The sequence below is a fragment of the Vibrio sp. S17_S38 genome, from assembly GCF_014694375.1.
GTDB lineage: Bacteria > Pseudomonadota > Gammaproteobacteria > Enterobacterales > Vibrionaceae > Vibrio.
In genome coordinates this window covers 1-17,236 of the sequence record NZ_JAAUWW010000011.1, presented here as the reverse complement: position 1 = coordinate 17,236, position 17,236 = coordinate 1, and the positions used below count along the sequence as shown (strand labels likewise).

General features: G+C 39.7%; 15 protein-coding genes. 5 read left to right on the top strand and 10 right to left on the bottom strand.

The genetic code is table 11. From position 1 onward, the window contains the following. Positions 1–104 precede the first annotated feature (104 nt). From tgt to HC725_RS09915, 3 genes are all read right to left on the bottom strand, one after another. Positions 105–1,256, bottom strand: coding sequence for a tRNA guanosine(34) transglycosylase Tgt (tgt, locus tag HC725_RS09925; RefSeq protein WP_190331674.1), 1,152 nt, complete (start codon positions 1,254–1,256; stop codon positions 105–107). Between the two features lie 67 nt (positions 1,257–1,323). Beyond that, entirely contained in the window at positions 1,324–2,385 is a 1,062-nt protein-coding gene (queA, locus tag HC725_RS09920) for a tRNA preQ1(34) S-adenosylmethionine ribosyltransferase-isomerase QueA (protein ID WP_190331673.1), read from the bottom strand. A 248-nt stretch (positions 2,386–2,633) separates the two neighbouring features. After that, complete coding sequence (locus HC725_RS09915; RefSeq protein ID WP_190331672.1) at positions 2,634–3,539, bottom strand: hydrogen peroxide-inducible genes activator; 906 nt, start codon at positions 3,537–3,539, stop codon at positions 2,634–2,636. Between the two features lie 198 nt (positions 3,540–3,737). Between HC725_RS09915 and HC725_RS09910 the strand changes: the two genes are divergently transcribed. Next, a complete protein-coding gene (locus HC725_RS09910) occupies positions 3,738–4,349 on the top strand; it encodes a peroxiredoxin (RefSeq protein ID WP_190331671.1) in 612 nt (203 codons plus the stop codon). A 150-nt stretch (positions 4,350–4,499) separates the two neighbouring features. Next, positions 4,500–5,243 carry a copper homeostasis protein CutC gene (locus HC725_RS09905; protein WP_190331670.1) on the top strand — a complete coding sequence of 248 codons (744 nt, stop codon included), beginning with the start codon at positions 4,500–4,502 and terminating at the stop codon, positions 5,241–5,243. 33 nt (positions 5,244–5,276) lie between these two features. Here the strand turns inward: HC725_RS09905 and phoU are convergent, their stop codons facing one another. From phoU to phoB, 7 genes are all read right to left on the bottom strand, one after another. Then, positions 5,277–5,969 (bottom strand): phosphate signaling complex protein PhoU, encoded by a 693-nt coding sequence (gene phoU, locus HC725_RS09900; protein WP_190331766.1) that lies wholly within the window; start codon positions 5,967–5,969, stop codon positions 5,277–5,279. Between the two features lie 16 nt (positions 5,970–5,985). Next, positions 5,986–6,804 (bottom strand): phosphate ABC transporter ATP-binding protein PstB, encoded by an 819-nt coding sequence (gene pstB, locus HC725_RS09895; protein ID WP_190331669.1) that lies wholly within the window; start codon positions 6,802–6,804, stop codon positions 5,986–5,988. A 1-nt stretch (position 6,805) separates the two neighbouring features. Further along, positions 6,806–8,473, bottom strand: coding sequence for a phosphate ABC transporter permease PstA (gene pstA, locus HC725_RS09890; RefSeq protein WP_190331668.1), 1,668 nt, complete (start codon positions 8,471–8,473; stop codon positions 6,806–6,808). Positions 8,474–8,503: 30 nt separating this feature from the next. After that, positions 8,504–10,771: an ABC transporter permease subunit gene (locus tag HC725_RS09885; RefSeq protein WP_190331667.1), complete on the bottom strand. Its 2,268-nt coding sequence runs from the start codon at positions 10,769–10,771 to the stop codon at positions 8,504–8,506. Positions 10,772–10,915: 144 nt separating this feature from the next. Beyond that, positions 10,916–11,881 (bottom strand): PstS family phosphate ABC transporter substrate-binding protein, encoded by a 966-nt coding sequence (locus HC725_RS09880; RefSeq protein ID WP_446751361.1) that lies wholly within the window; start codon positions 11,879–11,881, stop codon positions 10,916–10,918. Between the two features lie 11 nt (positions 11,882–11,892). Then, a complete protein-coding gene (gene phoR / locus HC725_RS09875) occupies positions 11,893–13,206 on the bottom strand; it encodes a phosphate regulon sensor histidine kinase PhoR (RefSeq protein ID WP_190331665.1) in 1,314 nt (437 codons plus the stop codon). 27 nt (positions 13,207–13,233) lie between these two features. Then, positions 13,234–13,923: a phosphate regulon transcriptional regulator PhoB gene (phoB, locus tag HC725_RS09870; protein ID WP_190331664.1), complete on the bottom strand. Its 690-nt coding sequence runs from the start codon at positions 13,921–13,923 to the stop codon at positions 13,234–13,236. 193 nt (positions 13,924–14,116) lie between these two features. Between phoB and rdgC the strand changes: the two genes are divergently transcribed. The 3 genes from rdgC to HC725_RS09855 all read left to right on the top strand — a co-directional run bounded on the left by rdgC (position 14,117) and on the right by HC725_RS09855 (position 16,975). Continuing rightward, a complete protein-coding gene (gene rdgC / locus HC725_RS09865; RefSeq protein WP_190331663.1) occupies positions 14,117–15,028 on the top strand; it encodes a recombination-associated protein RdgC in 912 nt (303 codons plus the stop codon). Positions 15,029–15,251: 223 nt separating this feature from the next. Continuing rightward, entirely contained in the window at positions 15,252–16,709 is a 1,458-nt protein-coding gene (gene trhP, locus HC725_RS09860) for a prephenate-dependent tRNA uridine(34) hydroxylase TrhP (protein WP_190331662.1), read from the top strand. Positions 16,710–16,720: 11 nt separating this feature from the next. Next, positions 16,721–16,975 carry a YfhL family 4Fe-4S dicluster ferredoxin gene (locus tag HC725_RS09855; protein WP_190331661.1) on the top strand — a complete coding sequence of 85 codons (255 nt, stop codon included), beginning with the start codon at positions 16,721–16,723 and terminating at the stop codon, positions 16,973–16,975. Positions 16,976–17,236 lie beyond the last annotated feature (261 nt).

Here is a 17,236-nt window from a genome sequence, read left to right as displayed (position 1 = left end):
TTCCTTCTTGTATATTAATATTAAAATAATTGAATTATTAATTGGGTTACTCCGTACCTTTTTCAATGGCACAGAGTAAACTAAAGTGACTATAACGCTAAGAATTACTCTTGTTCTTGGCTTTTTCTAATGTCTTTTTGCATTGGTGGAACTTCGCGAGCTCGTCGAGCATAAAATTCTTCAACAAACGTCTCAAAACGATCTTCATCAATAGCTTTACGAATACTGGCCATTAGGCGCTGATAATAGCGTAAATTATGGATAGTGTTTAAGCGAGCACCTAAAATTTCATTACAACGATCCAAATGATGCAAATATGACTTTGAATAATTTTTACAAGTGTAACAGTCACATTCAGGATCAAGTGATGATGTATCTACTTTATGTGATGCATTTCGGATCTTAACTACGCCACCTGTGACAAACAGATGCCCGTTACGCGCGTTACGAGTTGGCATCACACAATCAAACATATCAATACCGCGGCGTACACCTTCAACTAAATCTTCAGGTTTGCCAACTCCCATTAAGTAACGAGGTTTGTCTTCCGGAAGTTGCGGGCAAGTATGTTCGAGCATATGATGCATATCATCTTTAGGCTCACCAACCGCCAAACCACCTACAGCATAGCCATCAAAACCAATATCAGTCAGACCTTTAACCGACTCATCGCGTAAATCACCATAAACACTACCTTGCACGATACCAAACAATGCATTCGGGTTTTCTTGCTTGTCAAAATGATCACGGCTACGTTTCGCCCAACGCAATGACATCTGCATCGATTTTTTGGCTTCATCATGAGTGGCAGGATAAGGAGTACACTCATCAAATATCATAACGATATCTGAACCTAAGTCCTTTTGAATTTCCATCGACTTCTCAGCGTCCATAAAAATTCGATCGCCATTCACTGGGTTACGAAAATGCACACCTTCTTCAGTGATCTTACGCATTTTTCCCAAACTGAAGACTTGAAAGCCACCTGAGTCAGTTAAAATTGGGCCATTCCAATTCATAAAATCATGCAAGTCACCATGAAGCTTCATGATCTCTTGACCAGGGCGTAACCAAAGATGAAAAGTGTTTCCAAGTAATATCTCAGCACCCGTTTCTTTTACTTCTTCTGGCGTCATGCCTTTTACAGTGCCATAAGTACCGACAGGCATAAAAGCAGGTGTTTCAACTGAGCCACGTTCAAACGTTAAACGTCCACGGCGGGCAACACCATCTTTTTTAATTAGTTCGTATTTCACGAAACCTCCAAAATGTCGGAAAAACAGTCCAACGATTTAAACAGCGATAAATTCTAGCTACTCAAAACTAAGAATTCGCTAGCATCTTTTTAGTTACAAACATCGCATCACCATAGCTAAAGAAGCGATATTTTTGTTGTACAGCATGTTGATATGCAGCCATGACATTATCATAATCAGCAAAAGCACTAACGAGCATGATCAATGTTGATTCAGGTAAATGAAAATTAGTAATAAGAACATCGACTAATTGATACTCATAACCTGGGTAAATAAAGATTTCTGTATCACCAAAAAAGGGAACTAATTCAGTTCCTTTTTGTTTTGCATCTTGTGCTGCACTTTCCAGAGATCGCACCGATGTTGTACCTACAGCTACAATTCGACCACCACGGGCACGAGTTCTGGCAATCGCATCGACCACCTCTTGTGGCACTTCAACATATTCAGAGTGCATGTGATGATCATTAATATCATCGACACGAACCGGTTGAAACGTTCCCGCCCCGACATGCAAGGTCACATAGGCAAACTCAACACCTTTGTCTTGGATCTTATCTAAAAGTTCATTATCAAAATGAAGACCTGCGGTTGGCGCAGCTACTGCCCCCGGTTTTTTATTATAAACAGTTTGATAACGCTCTTTATCGGAATCTTCGTCTGGGCGATCGATATAAGGAGGAAGTGGCATATGACCCACATCATTCAATACATCCAACACCCCTTTATCGGAATCAAAACGAATTTCAAACAAAGCATCATGACGCGCGATCATTTCAGCTTGATATTCATCATTTTCACCTAAGAATAGCCGATTACCGGGTTTTGGTGATTTCGATGCTCTAACGTGAGCTAAGATGGTTTTATCATCCACAACACGTTCAACCAAGACTTCAATTTTACCGCCGGACTCTTTACGTCCGAATACCCGAGCAGGGATAACGCGCGTATTATTAAATACGATCAAATCACCTTCATTTACAAGATCAAGTACATCGGTAAACTGCCCATCCTTCAATTGCCCACTATTACCATTAAGTTGCAATAAACGGCTAGAAGTACGTTGTGGTTGAGGATAACGAGCGATTAACTCATCAGGAAGGTCAAAATCAAAATCAGATACTTGCATGGAAATCACTTATCAAGGCTAAACGGCAATTTATAAAACGACGTTATTAGACGAACTTAAGGGTTCAAAAACTGGCGCTAGTATAGGCTTACCACCAGTAATTTCAAGATTTGTTCCTTTTCAATAACCACTACATCAATTTCAATAATAGAAGTTTACACCACCGTTTATTGAGTCTAATTGTTTAACAAGATTTACTATAGATACTCGAAAAAGATCGAACTTGCACCACAATAGATGACAAATAGTTAGAGCAAGCCTTCAACTACATTCGCTAAAGTTTTAAATGTCTCAATTCTATTCGTGCTTGGTCTCCATATCAGGCCAATTTCACGATAAGCATTTCGACCTGGTGGTTCTATGACAACTAAGTTTTGGTTATCTAATAAGCCGTGATTTATTGCCATTTGTGGGATAAAGGTTGTTCCTAAGCCATTAGCCACCATTTGCACTAAAGTATGCAAACTCGTGGCTGAAAAAGGGTTAATTTTTTCTTTTTTGGTGAGTTTACATGCTGAAACAGCGTGTTCAGTTAAACAGTGCTCATTTTCGAGTAAAAACACCGACTCATCAGGTAAATCATCGTAACGAATAGGAACACGAATTCCGTCGGCTTGTTGTCGACTCATGATCATACGAAAAGGATCCTTCCCTACGATATGACATTCCATTTCTGCAATATCGACCGGCATCGCTAAAATCAACACATCAAGCTCACCATTACGCAGTGCTTTTAATAAATTGACTGTAGTGTCTTCGCGCAGTAATAAAGTAAGTAAACTAAAACGCTGATTCAATTCTTGGACTAAATTGCCCAATAAAAAAGGCGCTATCGTTGGAATACAACCAACCCTTAACTGTCCTTGCATATTACCACTTTGGCAAAGCGCACCAATTTCGAGTAAATCTTGGCTTTTAGCTAAAAGTTCCCGCCCTTGCTTGACAACTTTCTCCCCTGCTAAAGTGAAAATCAACGGGCTTTTTTTATCTTTTTTTTCAAATAAAGGGCAACCGATAAGCTCTTCAATGTTTTGTATGCCTTTACTCAGCGTCGACTGACTAACAAAGCAACGCTCAGCGGCTTCACTAAAATGATGGGTTTCATAAAGTGTGATCAGGTAATGTAGTTGTTTTAAACTTGGCCATTTAGTCATATTAAATTTCGATGATAGTAAGTGGAAACAGAACGAAGATCACAAATTTCGAATCATCGCTTTTTTCGATTAAGTTAATCGGTTTAATTCGCTTTTTTTCATACTACAACTTGTACTATAGTTTGTCCTGTTGAAATATTCAGACACTGATGTTTGAATGCTGATTTTTAAATCAAAGTAAAATTTAGGAGCAAAATAATGGTACTAGTAGGTCGTCAAGCCCCAGACTTCACAGCAGCAGCAGTTCTAGGTAACGGTGAAATCGTTGATACATTCAACTTTAAAGATTTCACTAAAGGCAAAAAAGCGGTTGTTTTCTTCTACCCTCTAGACTTCACATTCGTTTGCCCATCTGAGCTTATTGCTTTTGACAAACGTTTTGAAGATTTCAAAGCGAAAGGCGTTGAAGTGATCGGCGTTTCTATCGATTCACAATTCTCTCATAACGCATGGCGTAACACTGCTATCGCTGATGGCGGTATCGGTGAAGTTCAATACCCACTTGTTGCTGATGTGAAGCACGAAATCGTAAAAGCTTACGATGTTGAGCATCCAGAAGCTGGTGTTGCTTTCCGTGGTTCTTTCCTAATTGATGAAGAAGGCACAGTACGTCACCAAGTAATTAACGATCTTCCACTAGGTCGTAATATCGATGAGATGTTACGTATGGTTGATGCACTAAACTTCCACCAGAAAAATGGTGAAGTTTGTCCTGCACAATGGGAAGAAGGTAAAGCTGGTATGACTGGTTCTACTGCTGGCGTTGCCGCTTACCTATCTGAGCACTCAGGTGATCTAGGTAAAAAATAATTTAACTTAAAATTATTTTTATTTTAAAACCTCGCCTCGTGCGAGGTTTTTTATTTTCACCTCTAAAAATAATATTTTTAAACCAGGTTATCTTCTTATCCCAACGAATTGATCTACAATGCTGCTCTGTTTTTTCATTTAGTGATCATTATGACCATTCAACTTGAAGTTTGTATCGACAATATAGAATCTCTTCATAACGCTATCTCCGGTGGCGCAACTCGTATTGAACTATGCTCATCTTTAGCTTTAGGTGGATTAACACCAAGTTATGGCTTTATGAAAATAGCAGCTAAGCAATCCAATATCCCTGTTTATGCCATGATCCGCCCTCGCCAAGGGGATTTCCTATATAGCCAAGAAGATCTCAATATCATGTTAGAAGATATTGCCAGTGCCAAACAAGCCGGTCTCGACGGCGTAGTATTTGGTGTGTTAACAGCACAAGGTGATGTGGACATAGTAATGGCGCAGCAACTAATGAACGCAGCGAAGGGAATGGGCACCACATTTCATAGAGCAATTGACCAATGTCGAGATTATAAAAGTGCTATTGAAGCTATCGCTACATTAGGTTGTGAGCGGATTTTGACATCAGGACTTGCTTCAACAGCCTCTCAAGGAATTGAGGTAATTTCAGAGATGGTTGTGATCGCCAATGGTCGTTTTTCAATTATGGCAGGAGCCGGTGTTACCTCAGAGAATGCCGCGAAAATCATTCACTCGACTGGTATCCATGAGATTCATTTATCTGGAAAAACGACCCGTCCTAGTGAAATGAAGTTAATGGCTGATTCTGCCAAAATGGGTGCTGATCATATCGATGATTTCTCGATTCCTATTACTAACACTCAAGCTATTCAAGCCGTAAAGAATATTGTCAAATCAGTCTAAATAAACGTTGGTTAATCTAATTATCAACCAACACTAAAATAGAGAAGTAAGGTATTGTGAATCATTCCTTACATCTTTTCCTTCAACAAAATAGATAATATATTCACAGATATTTTGACATCGATCACCCACTCTTTCGATCGTGTGAACGCCTGTCATAATAAGCATCACCTTGGCAATAGAATCGACATCTTGCTTCATAAAAGCCACTAATTGGTCAATTAACTTTTTATGCTCCTGATCAATAAGTTTATCCATTTGATAAACTCGCGCGGCAGCTTTCACATCCATACGTGCAAAAGCATCTAATACTTGATGGAGCATATCTACAGCGATCCGACCTAACATTTCAACCGATGCTAATAAACCCGCTTGAGCATGAGAGAACGAATCTTGTGCCACTCTCGCCAATTTCTTAGCACCATCACCAATTCGTTCTAAATCAGAAATAGTTTTAATAATCGCAATAACTAAACGTAAATCTCTAGCTGTTGGCTGACGCTTAGCAATAATTCGAGTACAAGCCTCACCAATTGCCATTTCCATCTGATTTACTTTTTGATCATCACGATGAACCTTGCTTGCCAACTGAGAGTCTTGTTGTGACAGCGCTTGCAGCGAGAGAGAAAGCTGTTCCTCCACCAATCCTCCCATTGCAAGTACGTGAGTTCGAAGTGATTCCAGTTCAATATTAAATTGCTCTGAAATATGCCGACCTAAATGCATTTTCATTTTGTGCCTCTCAACCGTATCGACCAGTAATATAATCTTCTGTTTGCTTCTTCTTTGGAGAAGTGAACATCGAATCTGTATCACCATATTCGATCAATTGCCCCATATGAACAAAAGCGGTGTAATCACTCACTCTCGCCGCTTGCTGCATATTATGTGTCACCATCACTACCGTATATTGCGTCTTTAACTCACTAATCAACTCTTCAATGGTCAAGGTTGAAATCGGATCCAAGGCTGACGTCGGCTCATCCAATAATAAAACTTCTGGTTCGATTGCAATCGCCCTTGCTATCACTAAACGTTGCTGCTGCCCCCCCGACAAACCAAACGCATTATCATGCAGTCGATCTTTGACTTCAGTCCATAAAGCGGCAGCCCTCAATGAACGCTCAACCGAATCGTCTAGGGTTCTTGACTCTTTAACTCCTTGTAAACGCAATCCATACACAACATTTTCATAAATCGATTTAGGAAATGGATTTGGTCTTTGAAATACCATCCCGACTTGTCGACGTAAACTCGCTACATCAACTCTTGGGTCGTAAATATTTTGCCCATGCAGCAAAACCTCACCTTCGACACGACATCCATCAACTAAATCATTCATTCGATTAATACAGCGTAATAACGTCGATTTACCACATCCAGATGGACCAATAAAAGCCGTTACATGTCCTTTCGGTAGCTTCATATTAATTGATTTTAATGCTTGAGTTTGTTGGTAATATAAATTCAAATTTTCAATACTGATCGCGGTTTGGCTATCGCTTAATTGGCTGACATCTAAAGGTTCTGCATAACCAAGAGCCGAATGCATAGAGAGCATACTAATCATTCCCTAAAGTTTTGAATTTTTCGCGTAAGTTATTACGGATCATAATGGCTGTAATATTGAGCCCAACTACGACCGTAATCAATAAAAATGAAGTGGCAAAAACTAATGGTCTCGCCGCTTCAATATTAGGTGTTTGAAAACCAAGATCGTAAATATGAAAGCCTAAATGCATAAACTTACGATCTAAATGTAAATAAGGAAAACTAGAATCAAGCGGTAAGCTAGGCGCTAATTTGACAACCCCCACCAACATTAATGGAGCGACTTCACCTGCCGCTCTTGCAACTGCCAAAATTAATCCAGTCATAATTGCCGGGCTAACCATAGGCAAGATAATCCGCCATAAAGTTTCAAACTTGGTCGCACCCAATGCATAAGAGCCATTACGTAAAGAACTTGGCACTCGAGATAACCCTTCTTCGGTCGCCACTATCACGACTGGTAATGTAAGGATCGCTAACGTTAATGCCGACCAAAGTAACCCAGGAGTACCAAAAGTAGGTGCAGGTAAACTTGCTGAATAAAATAATGAATCTATCGTAGCGCCTATTGTGTAAACAAAGAATCCCAACCCAAATACACCATAAACAATCGACGGAACTCCCGCCAAATTGACTACCGAAATGCGGATCAGCTTGGTCACAAAAGTATTGGGGGCATATTCATGTAAGTACACTGCCGCAATGACCCCAAGTGGCATCACGATAATCGACATGATGATCACCAATAATACAGTGCCAAAAATAGCAGGAAATACACCACCTTCAGAGTTTGCATCACGTGGGCTATCCGATAAAAATTTACCCACTTGATTAAACCAATGCCTGATTTTTTCAGAATATGTCATCGAGTTGGGATACCACATATCCAAAACTGTTTCTAAAGAAAGAGGGAAAGCTTTGCCTTGCATATCTTGTACGATGATCTTTTGATTTTGCAATAGAGTCTGCTTATCGCGGATCGCTTGCTCTTGTTGGCTAAACTTTATTTCTAATGCATTTTTCTTTTCAAGTAATGGCTGTATGTCGGCTTTATTTTTACTTGTAGTCACTGCACTTTGTATTGATGTAATAGAACGATTAAGGCTTCCTAATTCTTGACTCAAATAACTTAAATCACCTTCTCGGATAAACTCAATCTCATCTCTAATAGTGCGAGCTTTAAATACAGCCTGCTCAATATGATTTTTAAGGTTGTCTTGTTCAATAGGTGAATTTCCAATTTGATAACCAATCGGAATGCCAAAAAAAGCCCCATTTCGAGTTCGCTCAAATACAACAATATCTCGTGGTTGGGTTTTATTTTTCAACTCTACATTTAAAACAGAGATAAAATCTTTAGGATACACTTCTCGATTTGCCACTTTGATAGACAAGCGTTCAGCTTCGCCCTTTTCAAGTATTTTCGGTGACCATTGATGTCCAGAAGATGACAATTGATCCAAAGATACCCAATCTTTTTGGTAAACTTGACCAATAAGACGATTACCAGATTCATCCTGCCATTGATAAACAGGCATCGGCCAAAAGTACACCAAGCCTTTCCAACCAATCAAAAGCAACAATCCAAGCACTGAAATTAGACAAATACTTACCGAGCCTGCTGTTAACCACACCCAAGGGCTGCCCGATCTCATCCACCCTTTCGATTGAGTTAACATTCTAAACCTCGGCCATAGTCAATAATGCTGCTACATCGCACGATATTTCTCTCTTAACCGTTGGCGAACCACTTCAGCGATGGAGTTCACAATGAAAGTAAATACAAACAATAAAAATGCCGATAAAAACAACAATCTAAAATGAGATCCTCCCACTTGCGATTCTGGCATCTCAATCGCGATATTGGCCGATAATGTTCTCATGCCCTCTAAAATATTCCAATCCATCACCGGTGTATTTCCAGTAGCCATTAAAACTATCATAGTTTCACCTACCGCTCGCCCTAACCCCATCATCACAGCAGAAAAAATCCCTGGACTGGCGGTCGCTAGCACAACGGTAGTTAAACATTGCCAAGGTGTCGCTCCCAACGCACTTGCCCCATCCGATAAATGCTTTGGCACCGAAAAGATAGCATCCTCAGCAATCGTGAAAATAGTTGGGATAACCGCAAAGCCCATGGCAAAACCAACAATGAGCGCATTACGCTGATCAAAATCCACACCATAACTTGCAAGAAATAAGCGGATATCGCCTTTAAACATAATATGTTCAAGATGATGACCATACTGTATGCCAATATAACTGGCGATTAATAATATCGGGATCAAAAGCAGAGCTAACCACTCATTTCGTAGCGATTTTTTTTGAGTTAGCGACACAACATTCCATACAACAGCAGTACTAATGATTACAACTGGCAGAATGATAAACAACAAAAGCAAACTAAATAGATTCATCTCGACCCAAGGTGCAAACCATAGTCCAGCCAAAAAGCCAATAATAACCGTTGGCAAGGCTTCCATTAGCTCAATCGTAGGTTTGACATATTTCCTCATTTTCGGGGTCATAAAATAAGCGGTATAAATAGCGCCGCATAGTGCAATGGGCACTGCAAATAGCATCGCAAATAAAGCCGCTTTTAACGTACCAAATGCAATAGGGGCTAAACTAAATTTGGCTTCAAAATCATTACTAGCCGAAGTCGATTGCCATACATACTCTGGTTTTTCATAACCTTCGTACCAGATCTTACTCCATAATGATGAAATCGCGATTTCAGGGTGATAATTACTGACCTCAAAAGTACGGATATGTGATTTCGATACAGTGACAAGATAACGCTCATTACGTGAAGTCGCAGCGGCTTGTGGCGCAGCTGACAATAACGATTTAGATAACACTTCTTTATTGGTCGTGGTGTAAAAGTTCTTAATCATGCCATTGGATTGAAAGCTATAAAAACCTTTACGAAAATAATCCGGCAGTAGCAAACTGGGTGTGCTGCCTAATTGAAAGTCTCGAATATGAGTTAAATGGCGTTGTTCATTTTTCAAAACATCAAACCATTGTGAAACTTGACCGCCTTGATAGCGGATTAGCAAAGATTTAGCTCCCGATAAAAAAGATAAACCGACCGCAGGTGTACGAGAAGAGCTAGTGAGCTCAACCGACTCCCTTAATATAAACTGATTATGCTTACGCTTGAGTACGAATAACGTAGTCGGTGACAAAACATATAAGGTTTGTCCATTTGGGGTAAGGCGGTAATCGTTAATTTCAACATCTAATAATGGAATTGAGATTCGATAAGACTCCCATAAACTATCCTTGTTATTCCCTTTCATTAGTGCTGATTTTTTATCAAAGCCAAAGCCAATGCCTTGCCAATGATCTTGATCGTCCCGCCCAATAAAAATCGCCTGCTGCTTTGCAATAGAAAAATCGAAAGATTCAATCGGTTGTTGATTATCAGATAGAAGAATTGGCATCTCACGAAAACGAGTTAACTTGGCGACAACTTGATTGCCATTTTGAGTATATGTCGTCGAAAAACTAGGTTTCACGGCCATAACTTCGCCTTTATCATTGGCGTATCCATACCAACCACTTTCCGCATTCGAATCTCTAAAGGCTGTCACATCGCTCATAATTTGTTGTTGCGATATTGATTGTTGTGGTATCGATTGCTGCGAGAAGTGTTTTTCACCTGAGCCGTTCAACGGATAAAATTGAAACTCACCATCATTACGAAAAATAAAAGCGTGTTGACCATCATCACTAATCCCGATGGCTTTGGCGGTATTGTGCTCGTAAGTTTCCGTTTTCACTGTTAATACAGGCTTAAGATCAGCAGACGAAAATATAGGGATAGTCACCCAAATAAGATAAACGATAAGTAGGACTAATGTGATCAAAACACTGACTCCGCCGACTTTTATCAACGAACGAATCAAACGGTCTATCGCCCAGCGCCGTTTATCTCGTTGTTTAAAAAAAGTATCTATTGGAGCCATTGGTTATTTATTCCTAAGAGATAACGATTGTTACGGTCAACAAACATAATTTACTGATTATGCTTCATTTAATATGACTGTTCGAGTGATTATAATGATGAAAGCTTTGGCGATAGACTAAAGTGCGTGACACCTAAACCGATATCAAAATGCTAACCCTACTTTTTTAAGCTGAGACTCGGCTAACTCGGTTGATAACGAAACATAACCATCTTTTTCTACACCTTTCTGGCCTTGTTTCGAGAAAATAAACTTTATAAACTCAGCATCATTTGGAGCTAATGGCTTTAATGGGTTTTTATTCACATACAAATATAAATAGCGAGACAGTGGATACTGACCAGATAAGATATTCTCTCTCGTCGCTGCGATATAATGGTTACCATCAATAGCAATAGGCACTAAACGAGCCTTAGAAACTTGATAACCGACGCCAGAATAACCAATACTGTTAATTGAAGATGCTACCGACTGAACTACCGAGGCTGAGCCAGGTTGCTCATTCACTTCTCTCTTGAAGTCTCCTCCACATAAGGCATTTTGTTTAAAATAACCATAAGTACCCGATGCAGAGTTTCGGCCAAACAATTGAAAACCAAGTTTAGCCCAATCAGAGGAAATACCTAACTGCTGCCAACGATTCAACCTCTGTGTTGCGCCGCATTGTAATGTAGATGAAAAGATTGCATCAATTTGCTCAAAATTCAAACCTTGTATGGGATTATCTTTATGAACAAAAATACCGATAGCATCAATTGCTATTTTAAGTTGTACCGGTGGGTAGCCATATTGCTGTTCAAATGATTCGATTTCTTTCGCTTTCATTGGACGGCTCATTGGGCCAAGTTGAGATGTTGCTTCAGTTAATGCTATAGGGGCTGTAGATGAACCAGATGCTTGTATTTGCATATTAACATTTGGGTATATTCGTTGAAAATCTTCAGCCCATAAACTGATTAAAGTCGCTAGCGTATCTGACCCAACCGACGATAAATTGCCAGAAACACCTGCTACTTTTTGGTAATCAGGTAAACGTTCCACATCACTCGATGCTCGGCACAATGGTGAGATAATTAAACCAAGTAATAATGAATATAAAGACAACTTTATGTTTTTAAACGTCATGCACTATCACCAATACGGAAAATGAGTTTTTTCGGGAGCACAAAAGAAAAACAGCTACCAAGGCCAACTTCACTTTTAATTTCAAGATAGGATTCATGATGGCTCAAAGCATGCTTGGTAATTGCTAACCCCAAACCACTTCCACCCGTTTCACGAGATCGGGCTTTATCGACTCGATAAAATCGTTCAGTTAAACGATGAATATGCTGAGCTTCAATACCGTCCCCACTATCTTTAACCGACAAGCTAGCACCACTCGAAATTTCTTTCCATGTAACGAATACATCCGATCCAGCTGGAGTGTATTTCACTGCGTTATATACCAAGTTTGAAATCGCACTACGCAACTGATCATGGTCACCATAAACATGCAGCATTTTATCCACATCAAACACGATATTATGATGATTATCACCACTTAATGCTTGAGCTTCTTTCTCTAGGGCATCAAGCATTAAAGGAATATTCACCACTTCATCTAATTGATGCGTAATTGATGCTTCTATTTTCGATAACGTCAACAATTGTTCAACCAATGCATTCATACGCGAAAGTTGCTCAGTCATCACGCCATGCGCTTTGGGCCACATAGGACCGACGAGCACATCCGGATCCTCAGTCATTTCCAAGTAACCTTGCAATACTGTCATTGGCGTTCTTAACTCATGCGAGACATTGGCAAAGAAATTTCGGCGCATACCTTCAAGTTTCTTCAACTGAGTCACATCACGCACGACCATCAAATGCTCACCATCAGTATAAGGCACAATACGCAGCTCTAAAATACGATCGGGCGTTAGCGGTGATAACATCTCTAACGGATCTGAGAAGTCATTTTTAACCAGATATTTAATAAAATCGGGAGTTCGAAGTAAGTTCGCTATAGGCTGACCTGAATCATCTGGCCAGCGAAAACCTAATAATGATTGAGCGAGTTTATTGCACCAAACAATATTCCCTTCACTGCGAAAGACGACTACAGCATCCGGTAAAGCTTCAGCACCATGACGAAAACGTCGAATTAAACTCCCTAATTCTTTTCGACGGCGACGCTGTTTTTTCTGCAGTTGGTAGATACCATTAAATAAAGGTTCCCAACTGTTGGTGCCGGAAGGAGGGCTTAACCGTTTCTCATCCCATAACCATTCAGATAAACGAATTTGATTATAATATTGCCAAATAAGTTGCATCACAGTCGCCGCAAGCAACAACCAGCTCATATAGCCAAAAAGCCAGCCTATTAAAATCCAAGGAATGTAAAAAAAAGCCAGCGACCAAGCTAGCTTTTTCCATGTTAACTTTTCAACCATTCAAACAAGCACTCCGATCATTAATCATTAAACTCGTGTAGAAAAACGGTAACCCGCTCCACGTACCGTTTGGACCAGCTTATCGTGCCCTGCAGTTTCCAGTGCTTTTCTTAAGCGACGAATATGCACATCGACAGTACGATCTTCAACATACACATTAGTACCCCAAACATTATTCAATAACTGTTCACGGCTATAAACACGCTCTTGATGAGTCATAAAAAAATGCAACATTTTAAATTCTGTTGGTCCCATATCCAAAGGTTCATCATTGGACATCACTCGATGAGAAACAGGATCAAGCTGTAAACCTTGAACGTCAATAACATCCTCTAATGCAGTCGGCGTAACACGGCGAATAACAGCTTTTAAACGCGCCACTAACTCTTTAGGTGAAAATGGTTTAGTTATGTAGTCATCCGCGCCCACTTCAAGCCCACGAACTTTATCTTCTTCTTCACCACGAGCCGTCAGCATCACCACTGGAATATGGCGAGTTAACTCCTCACGTTTTAAGTGTTTAATATAATTAATACCAGAGCCACCAGGCAGCATCCAATCAAGTAAGATCAAATCAGGATAAGGTTCACATAGTTTATTTATAGCTGAATCATAATCTTCAGCTTCAACGGTTTGGTAGCCTTTTTGTTCCAAAACAAAACAAATCATTTCCCTAATTGGGGCTTCATCTTCAACAACTAGAATTCTTCTCGACATATCCGAAATACCTTCCGCGCCTAAAGTTAGAATATTAATTTATATTTATTATGAGTTTTAAGTATGACAGTTTTGTGACTAACGCAAAGAAACTTTAACAGAAGTGTCATTCAAACGGTAAAAACGTGGCATAAGACAAACGAATAAAAATCGCATATCATGGCCATAAACTTACACACAAAGAATGAGAATTATGTGGTTTAAAAATTGTTTAGTATACCGTTTCAACCGTGACATCGATTTCAATCTCGATACTTTAGAGTCTCAACTCGCTGAATTCAAATTCTCACCTTGTGGCAGCCAAGATAAACAAAAATTTGGCTGGACTAGTGTAATCAATCGTAACAGCGACATGCTCACTCATATTGCTGGCGAGCATATTTTGATTAAAGCCCAAAAAGAAGAAAAGTTACTACCAGCATCGGTGATCAACGATTCACTTAAAGATAAAATCGATGTACTTGAGCAGCAAGAAAATCGCCCGCTTAAGAAAAAAGAGAAAGATGATTTAAAAGAAGAAATCCTGATTGATTTACTGCCACGAGCTTTCAGTCGTCATAATTTCACCTCAATCCTGATAATGCCAAAACTAGGATTCGTTTTAGTCGACTCTAGCAGCTCGAAAAAAGCCGAAGACGCATTAGCTTTATTGCGTAAAACAACCGGTAGCCTTCCTGTTGTTCCAGCGATTCCAGAACAAGCAATAGAATTAACTTTGACGGAATGGGTGAAATCAGGTGATTTACCACAGGGCTTCCAGTTAATGGATGAAGCGGAACTAAAATCAGTACTAGAAGAAGGCGGGATCATCCGCTGTAAGAAACAAGATCTTAGTACCGATGAAATTCAAAACCACATCGCAGCAGATAAACTGGTCACTAAACTGGCGTTAGACTGGCAAGAACGCATTGAATTTGTATTATCTGATGATGCTAGTATTAAGCGCTTAAAATTTAGTGATGAGCTCAAGGACACCAATGAGGACATTCCTCGTGAAGATGCAGCTCAGCGATTTGATGCTGATTTCACGCTAATGTGCGGTGAATTTGAACACTTCATCCCCGCATTATTTGATGCTTTAGGTGGATTACCAGAAACGAAATAATCTAATTTCACTCCTTTACGATACACATACTTATCCAACGAACTAATATTTAAGAAAGGAATAGATCTCACGCTATCAATGAGATTTATTCCTCTTACTATAAAACCTGACACTTTGTGTGCTTTTCTCGCTTTTCTAAGCAAATTGACGTAAAATTCGCCTCCCAAATTCATGCCATATAGTGGTATGAACCTGACCTGAAATCAGACCAAGAGAAACTAATATGCTTAATACCCCAGAATTATTATCGCCAGCAGGCAGTCTTAAGAATATGCGCTACGCTTTTGCCTACGGCGCAGATGCTGTTTATGCAGGCCAACCACGCTACAGCCTACGTGTGCGTAATAACGAATTCAATCATGAAAACCTTCAAATAGGGATAGATGAAGCACACGCATTAGGTAAAAAATTCTATGTAGTTTGTAATATCCAACCTCATAATTCAAAGTTAAAAACCTTCATTCGCGATCTTAAGCCAGTGGTTGAAATGGGCCCTGATGCATTAATCATGTCTGATCCAGGCTTAATAATGATGGTACGTGAGGCTTTCCCTGATATTGCTATCCACCTTTCTGTGCAAGCCAATGCAGTGAACTGGGCAACCGTAAAATTCTGGTCAACCCAAGGAATTGAGCGTGTGATCTTATCTCGTGAATTATCACTTGAAGAAATAGAAGAAATTCGCGAGCACTGCCCAGAAACCGAATTAGAAATATTCGTGCATGGCGCGCTTTGCATGGCATATTCTGGTCGTTGTTTATTGTCTGGCTATATGAATAAACGCGATCCAAACCAAGGTACTTGCACCAATGCTTGTCGCTGGGAGTACAATGTTGAAAAAGGCAAAGAAGATGAAAGTGGTCAGATAGTTGCGGCTAATACTCCTCAAAAAAATAGCGTAGAACAATTTGATCCTCAATCTGCGCAAGCGATCGAAATCCAAAATGAACGCCCAGACAATACACTAGGCTTAGGCAAACCAAGTGATGAAGTTGTGTTGTTATCAGAAGCTCATAAGCCTGAAGAAAAGATGGCGGCGTTTGAGGATGAGCATGGTACTTACATCATGAACTCAAAAGACTTACGCGCTATTCAACATGTAGAACGTCTAACTAAAATGGGTGTACATTCACTCAAAATTGAAGGACGTACGAAATCTTTCTATTATTGCGCCCGTACCGCTCAAGTTTACCGTAAAGCGATTGATGATGCCGTTGCAGGTCGTCCATTTGATGATAGTTTGATGGGGACACTAGAAAGCCTTGCTCATCGTGGTTACACCGAAGGCTTCTTGCGTCGTCATACTCACGATGCTTACCAAAACTATGATTACGGTTACTCAGTTTCAGATTCTCAACAATTTGTTGGTGAATTTACCGGTAAGACTCGCGTATCAGAAAAGCATGGTCATCTAGCTGAAGTGGAAGTGAAGAATAAATTCATCACTGGTGACAGTATTGAAATGATGACACCATTAGGTAACATCATTTTTACGCTAGAAGTAATGGAAAACCGTAAATTCCAAGAAGTGGATGATGCGAAAGGTAATGGTCATTTTGTATTTATTCCAGTTCCTGAAGATTTAGATTTAAGTTTTGGCCTGTTGATGCGTAACTTAAAATCAGGACAAGATACTCGTAATCCAAATCAAGCCGTTGCTGCAATGCAAGCTGAACAATAAGAATCGAATAGATGTCCTTACTGATCACAGACAAATGTATTAATTGCGATATGTGCGATCCTGAATGCCCTAACGGTGCAATTACCATGGGCGATAGCATCTATGAAATCGATCCTAATTTATGTACTGAATGTAAAGGACATTACGATAAACCGACTTGTCAATCAGTCTGCCCAATAACCAATTGTATTACGATCGATCCGGAACATATTGAAACTGAAGATGAATTATTAGAAAAGTTTGTTGTGATCCAAGGAATGGCTTAATTGTTTTAATATTCAAGAAAAATAAAAAAGGCTGACCAGATATATTCTGCTCAGCCTTTTCTTTTATCTACTACCGAGAGAATACGTTACTTCTCGGCTAAACCTTTAGAATGCAGATAATCTTTAATAAATGGACGAGACTCTTTGCTTAAACGACTAGCTGTCAACACCAGTTGAAATCTGATCCACTTTTTTAAAAATTCACCGTTTTAATATTGATCCACTTATTTGCTCAGCTATTGCTAATTTCTAATATTCCAG

Coding starts and splice junctions, on each gene's coding strand:
- phoR (WP_190331665.1), bottom strand. CDS start 13,206: ATGGTTGAAAAGTTAACATGGAAAAAGCTAGCTTGGTCGCTGGCTTTT.
- pstA (WP_190331668.1), bottom strand. CDS start 8,473: ATGTTAACTCAATCGAAAGGGTGGATGAGATCGGGCAGCCCTTGGGTG.
- HC725_RS09855 (WP_190331661.1), top strand. CDS start 16,721: ATGTCCTTACTGATCACAGACAAATGTATTAATTGCGATATGTGCGAT.
- phoB (WP_190331664.1), bottom strand. CDS start 13,923: ATGTCGAGAAGAATTCTAGTTGTTGAAGATGAAGCCCCAATTAGGGAA.
- trhP (WP_190331662.1), top strand. CDS start 15,252: ATGCTTAATACCCCAGAATTATTATCGCCAGCAGGCAGTCTTAAGAAT.
- HC725_RS09905 (WP_190331670.1), top strand. CDS start 4,500: ATGACCATTCAACTTGAAGTTTGTATCGACAATATAGAATCTCTTCAT.
- HC725_RS09885 (WP_190331667.1), bottom strand. CDS start 10,771: ATGGCTCCAATAGATACTTTTTTTAAACAACGAGATAAACGGCGCTGG.
- phoU (WP_190331766.1), bottom strand. CDS start 5,969: ATGCATTTAGGTCGGCATATTTCAGAGCAATTTAATATTGAACTGGAA.
- HC725_RS09915 (WP_190331672.1), bottom strand. CDS start 3,539: ATGACTAAATGGCCAAGTTTAAAACAACTACATTACCTGATCACACTT.
- queA (WP_190331673.1), bottom strand. CDS start 2,385: ATGCAAGTATCTGATTTTGATTTTGACCTTCCTGATGAGTTAATCGCT.
- rdgC (WP_190331663.1), top strand. CDS start 14,117: ATGTGGTTTAAAAATTGTTTAGTATACCGTTTCAACCGTGACATCGAT.
- HC725_RS09910 (WP_190331671.1), top strand. CDS start 3,738: ATGGTACTAGTAGGTCGTCAAGCCCCAGACTTCACAGCAGCAGCAGTT.
- pstB (WP_190331669.1), bottom strand. CDS start 6,804: ATGCTCTCTATGCATTCGGCTCTTGGTTATGCAGAACCTTTAGATGTC.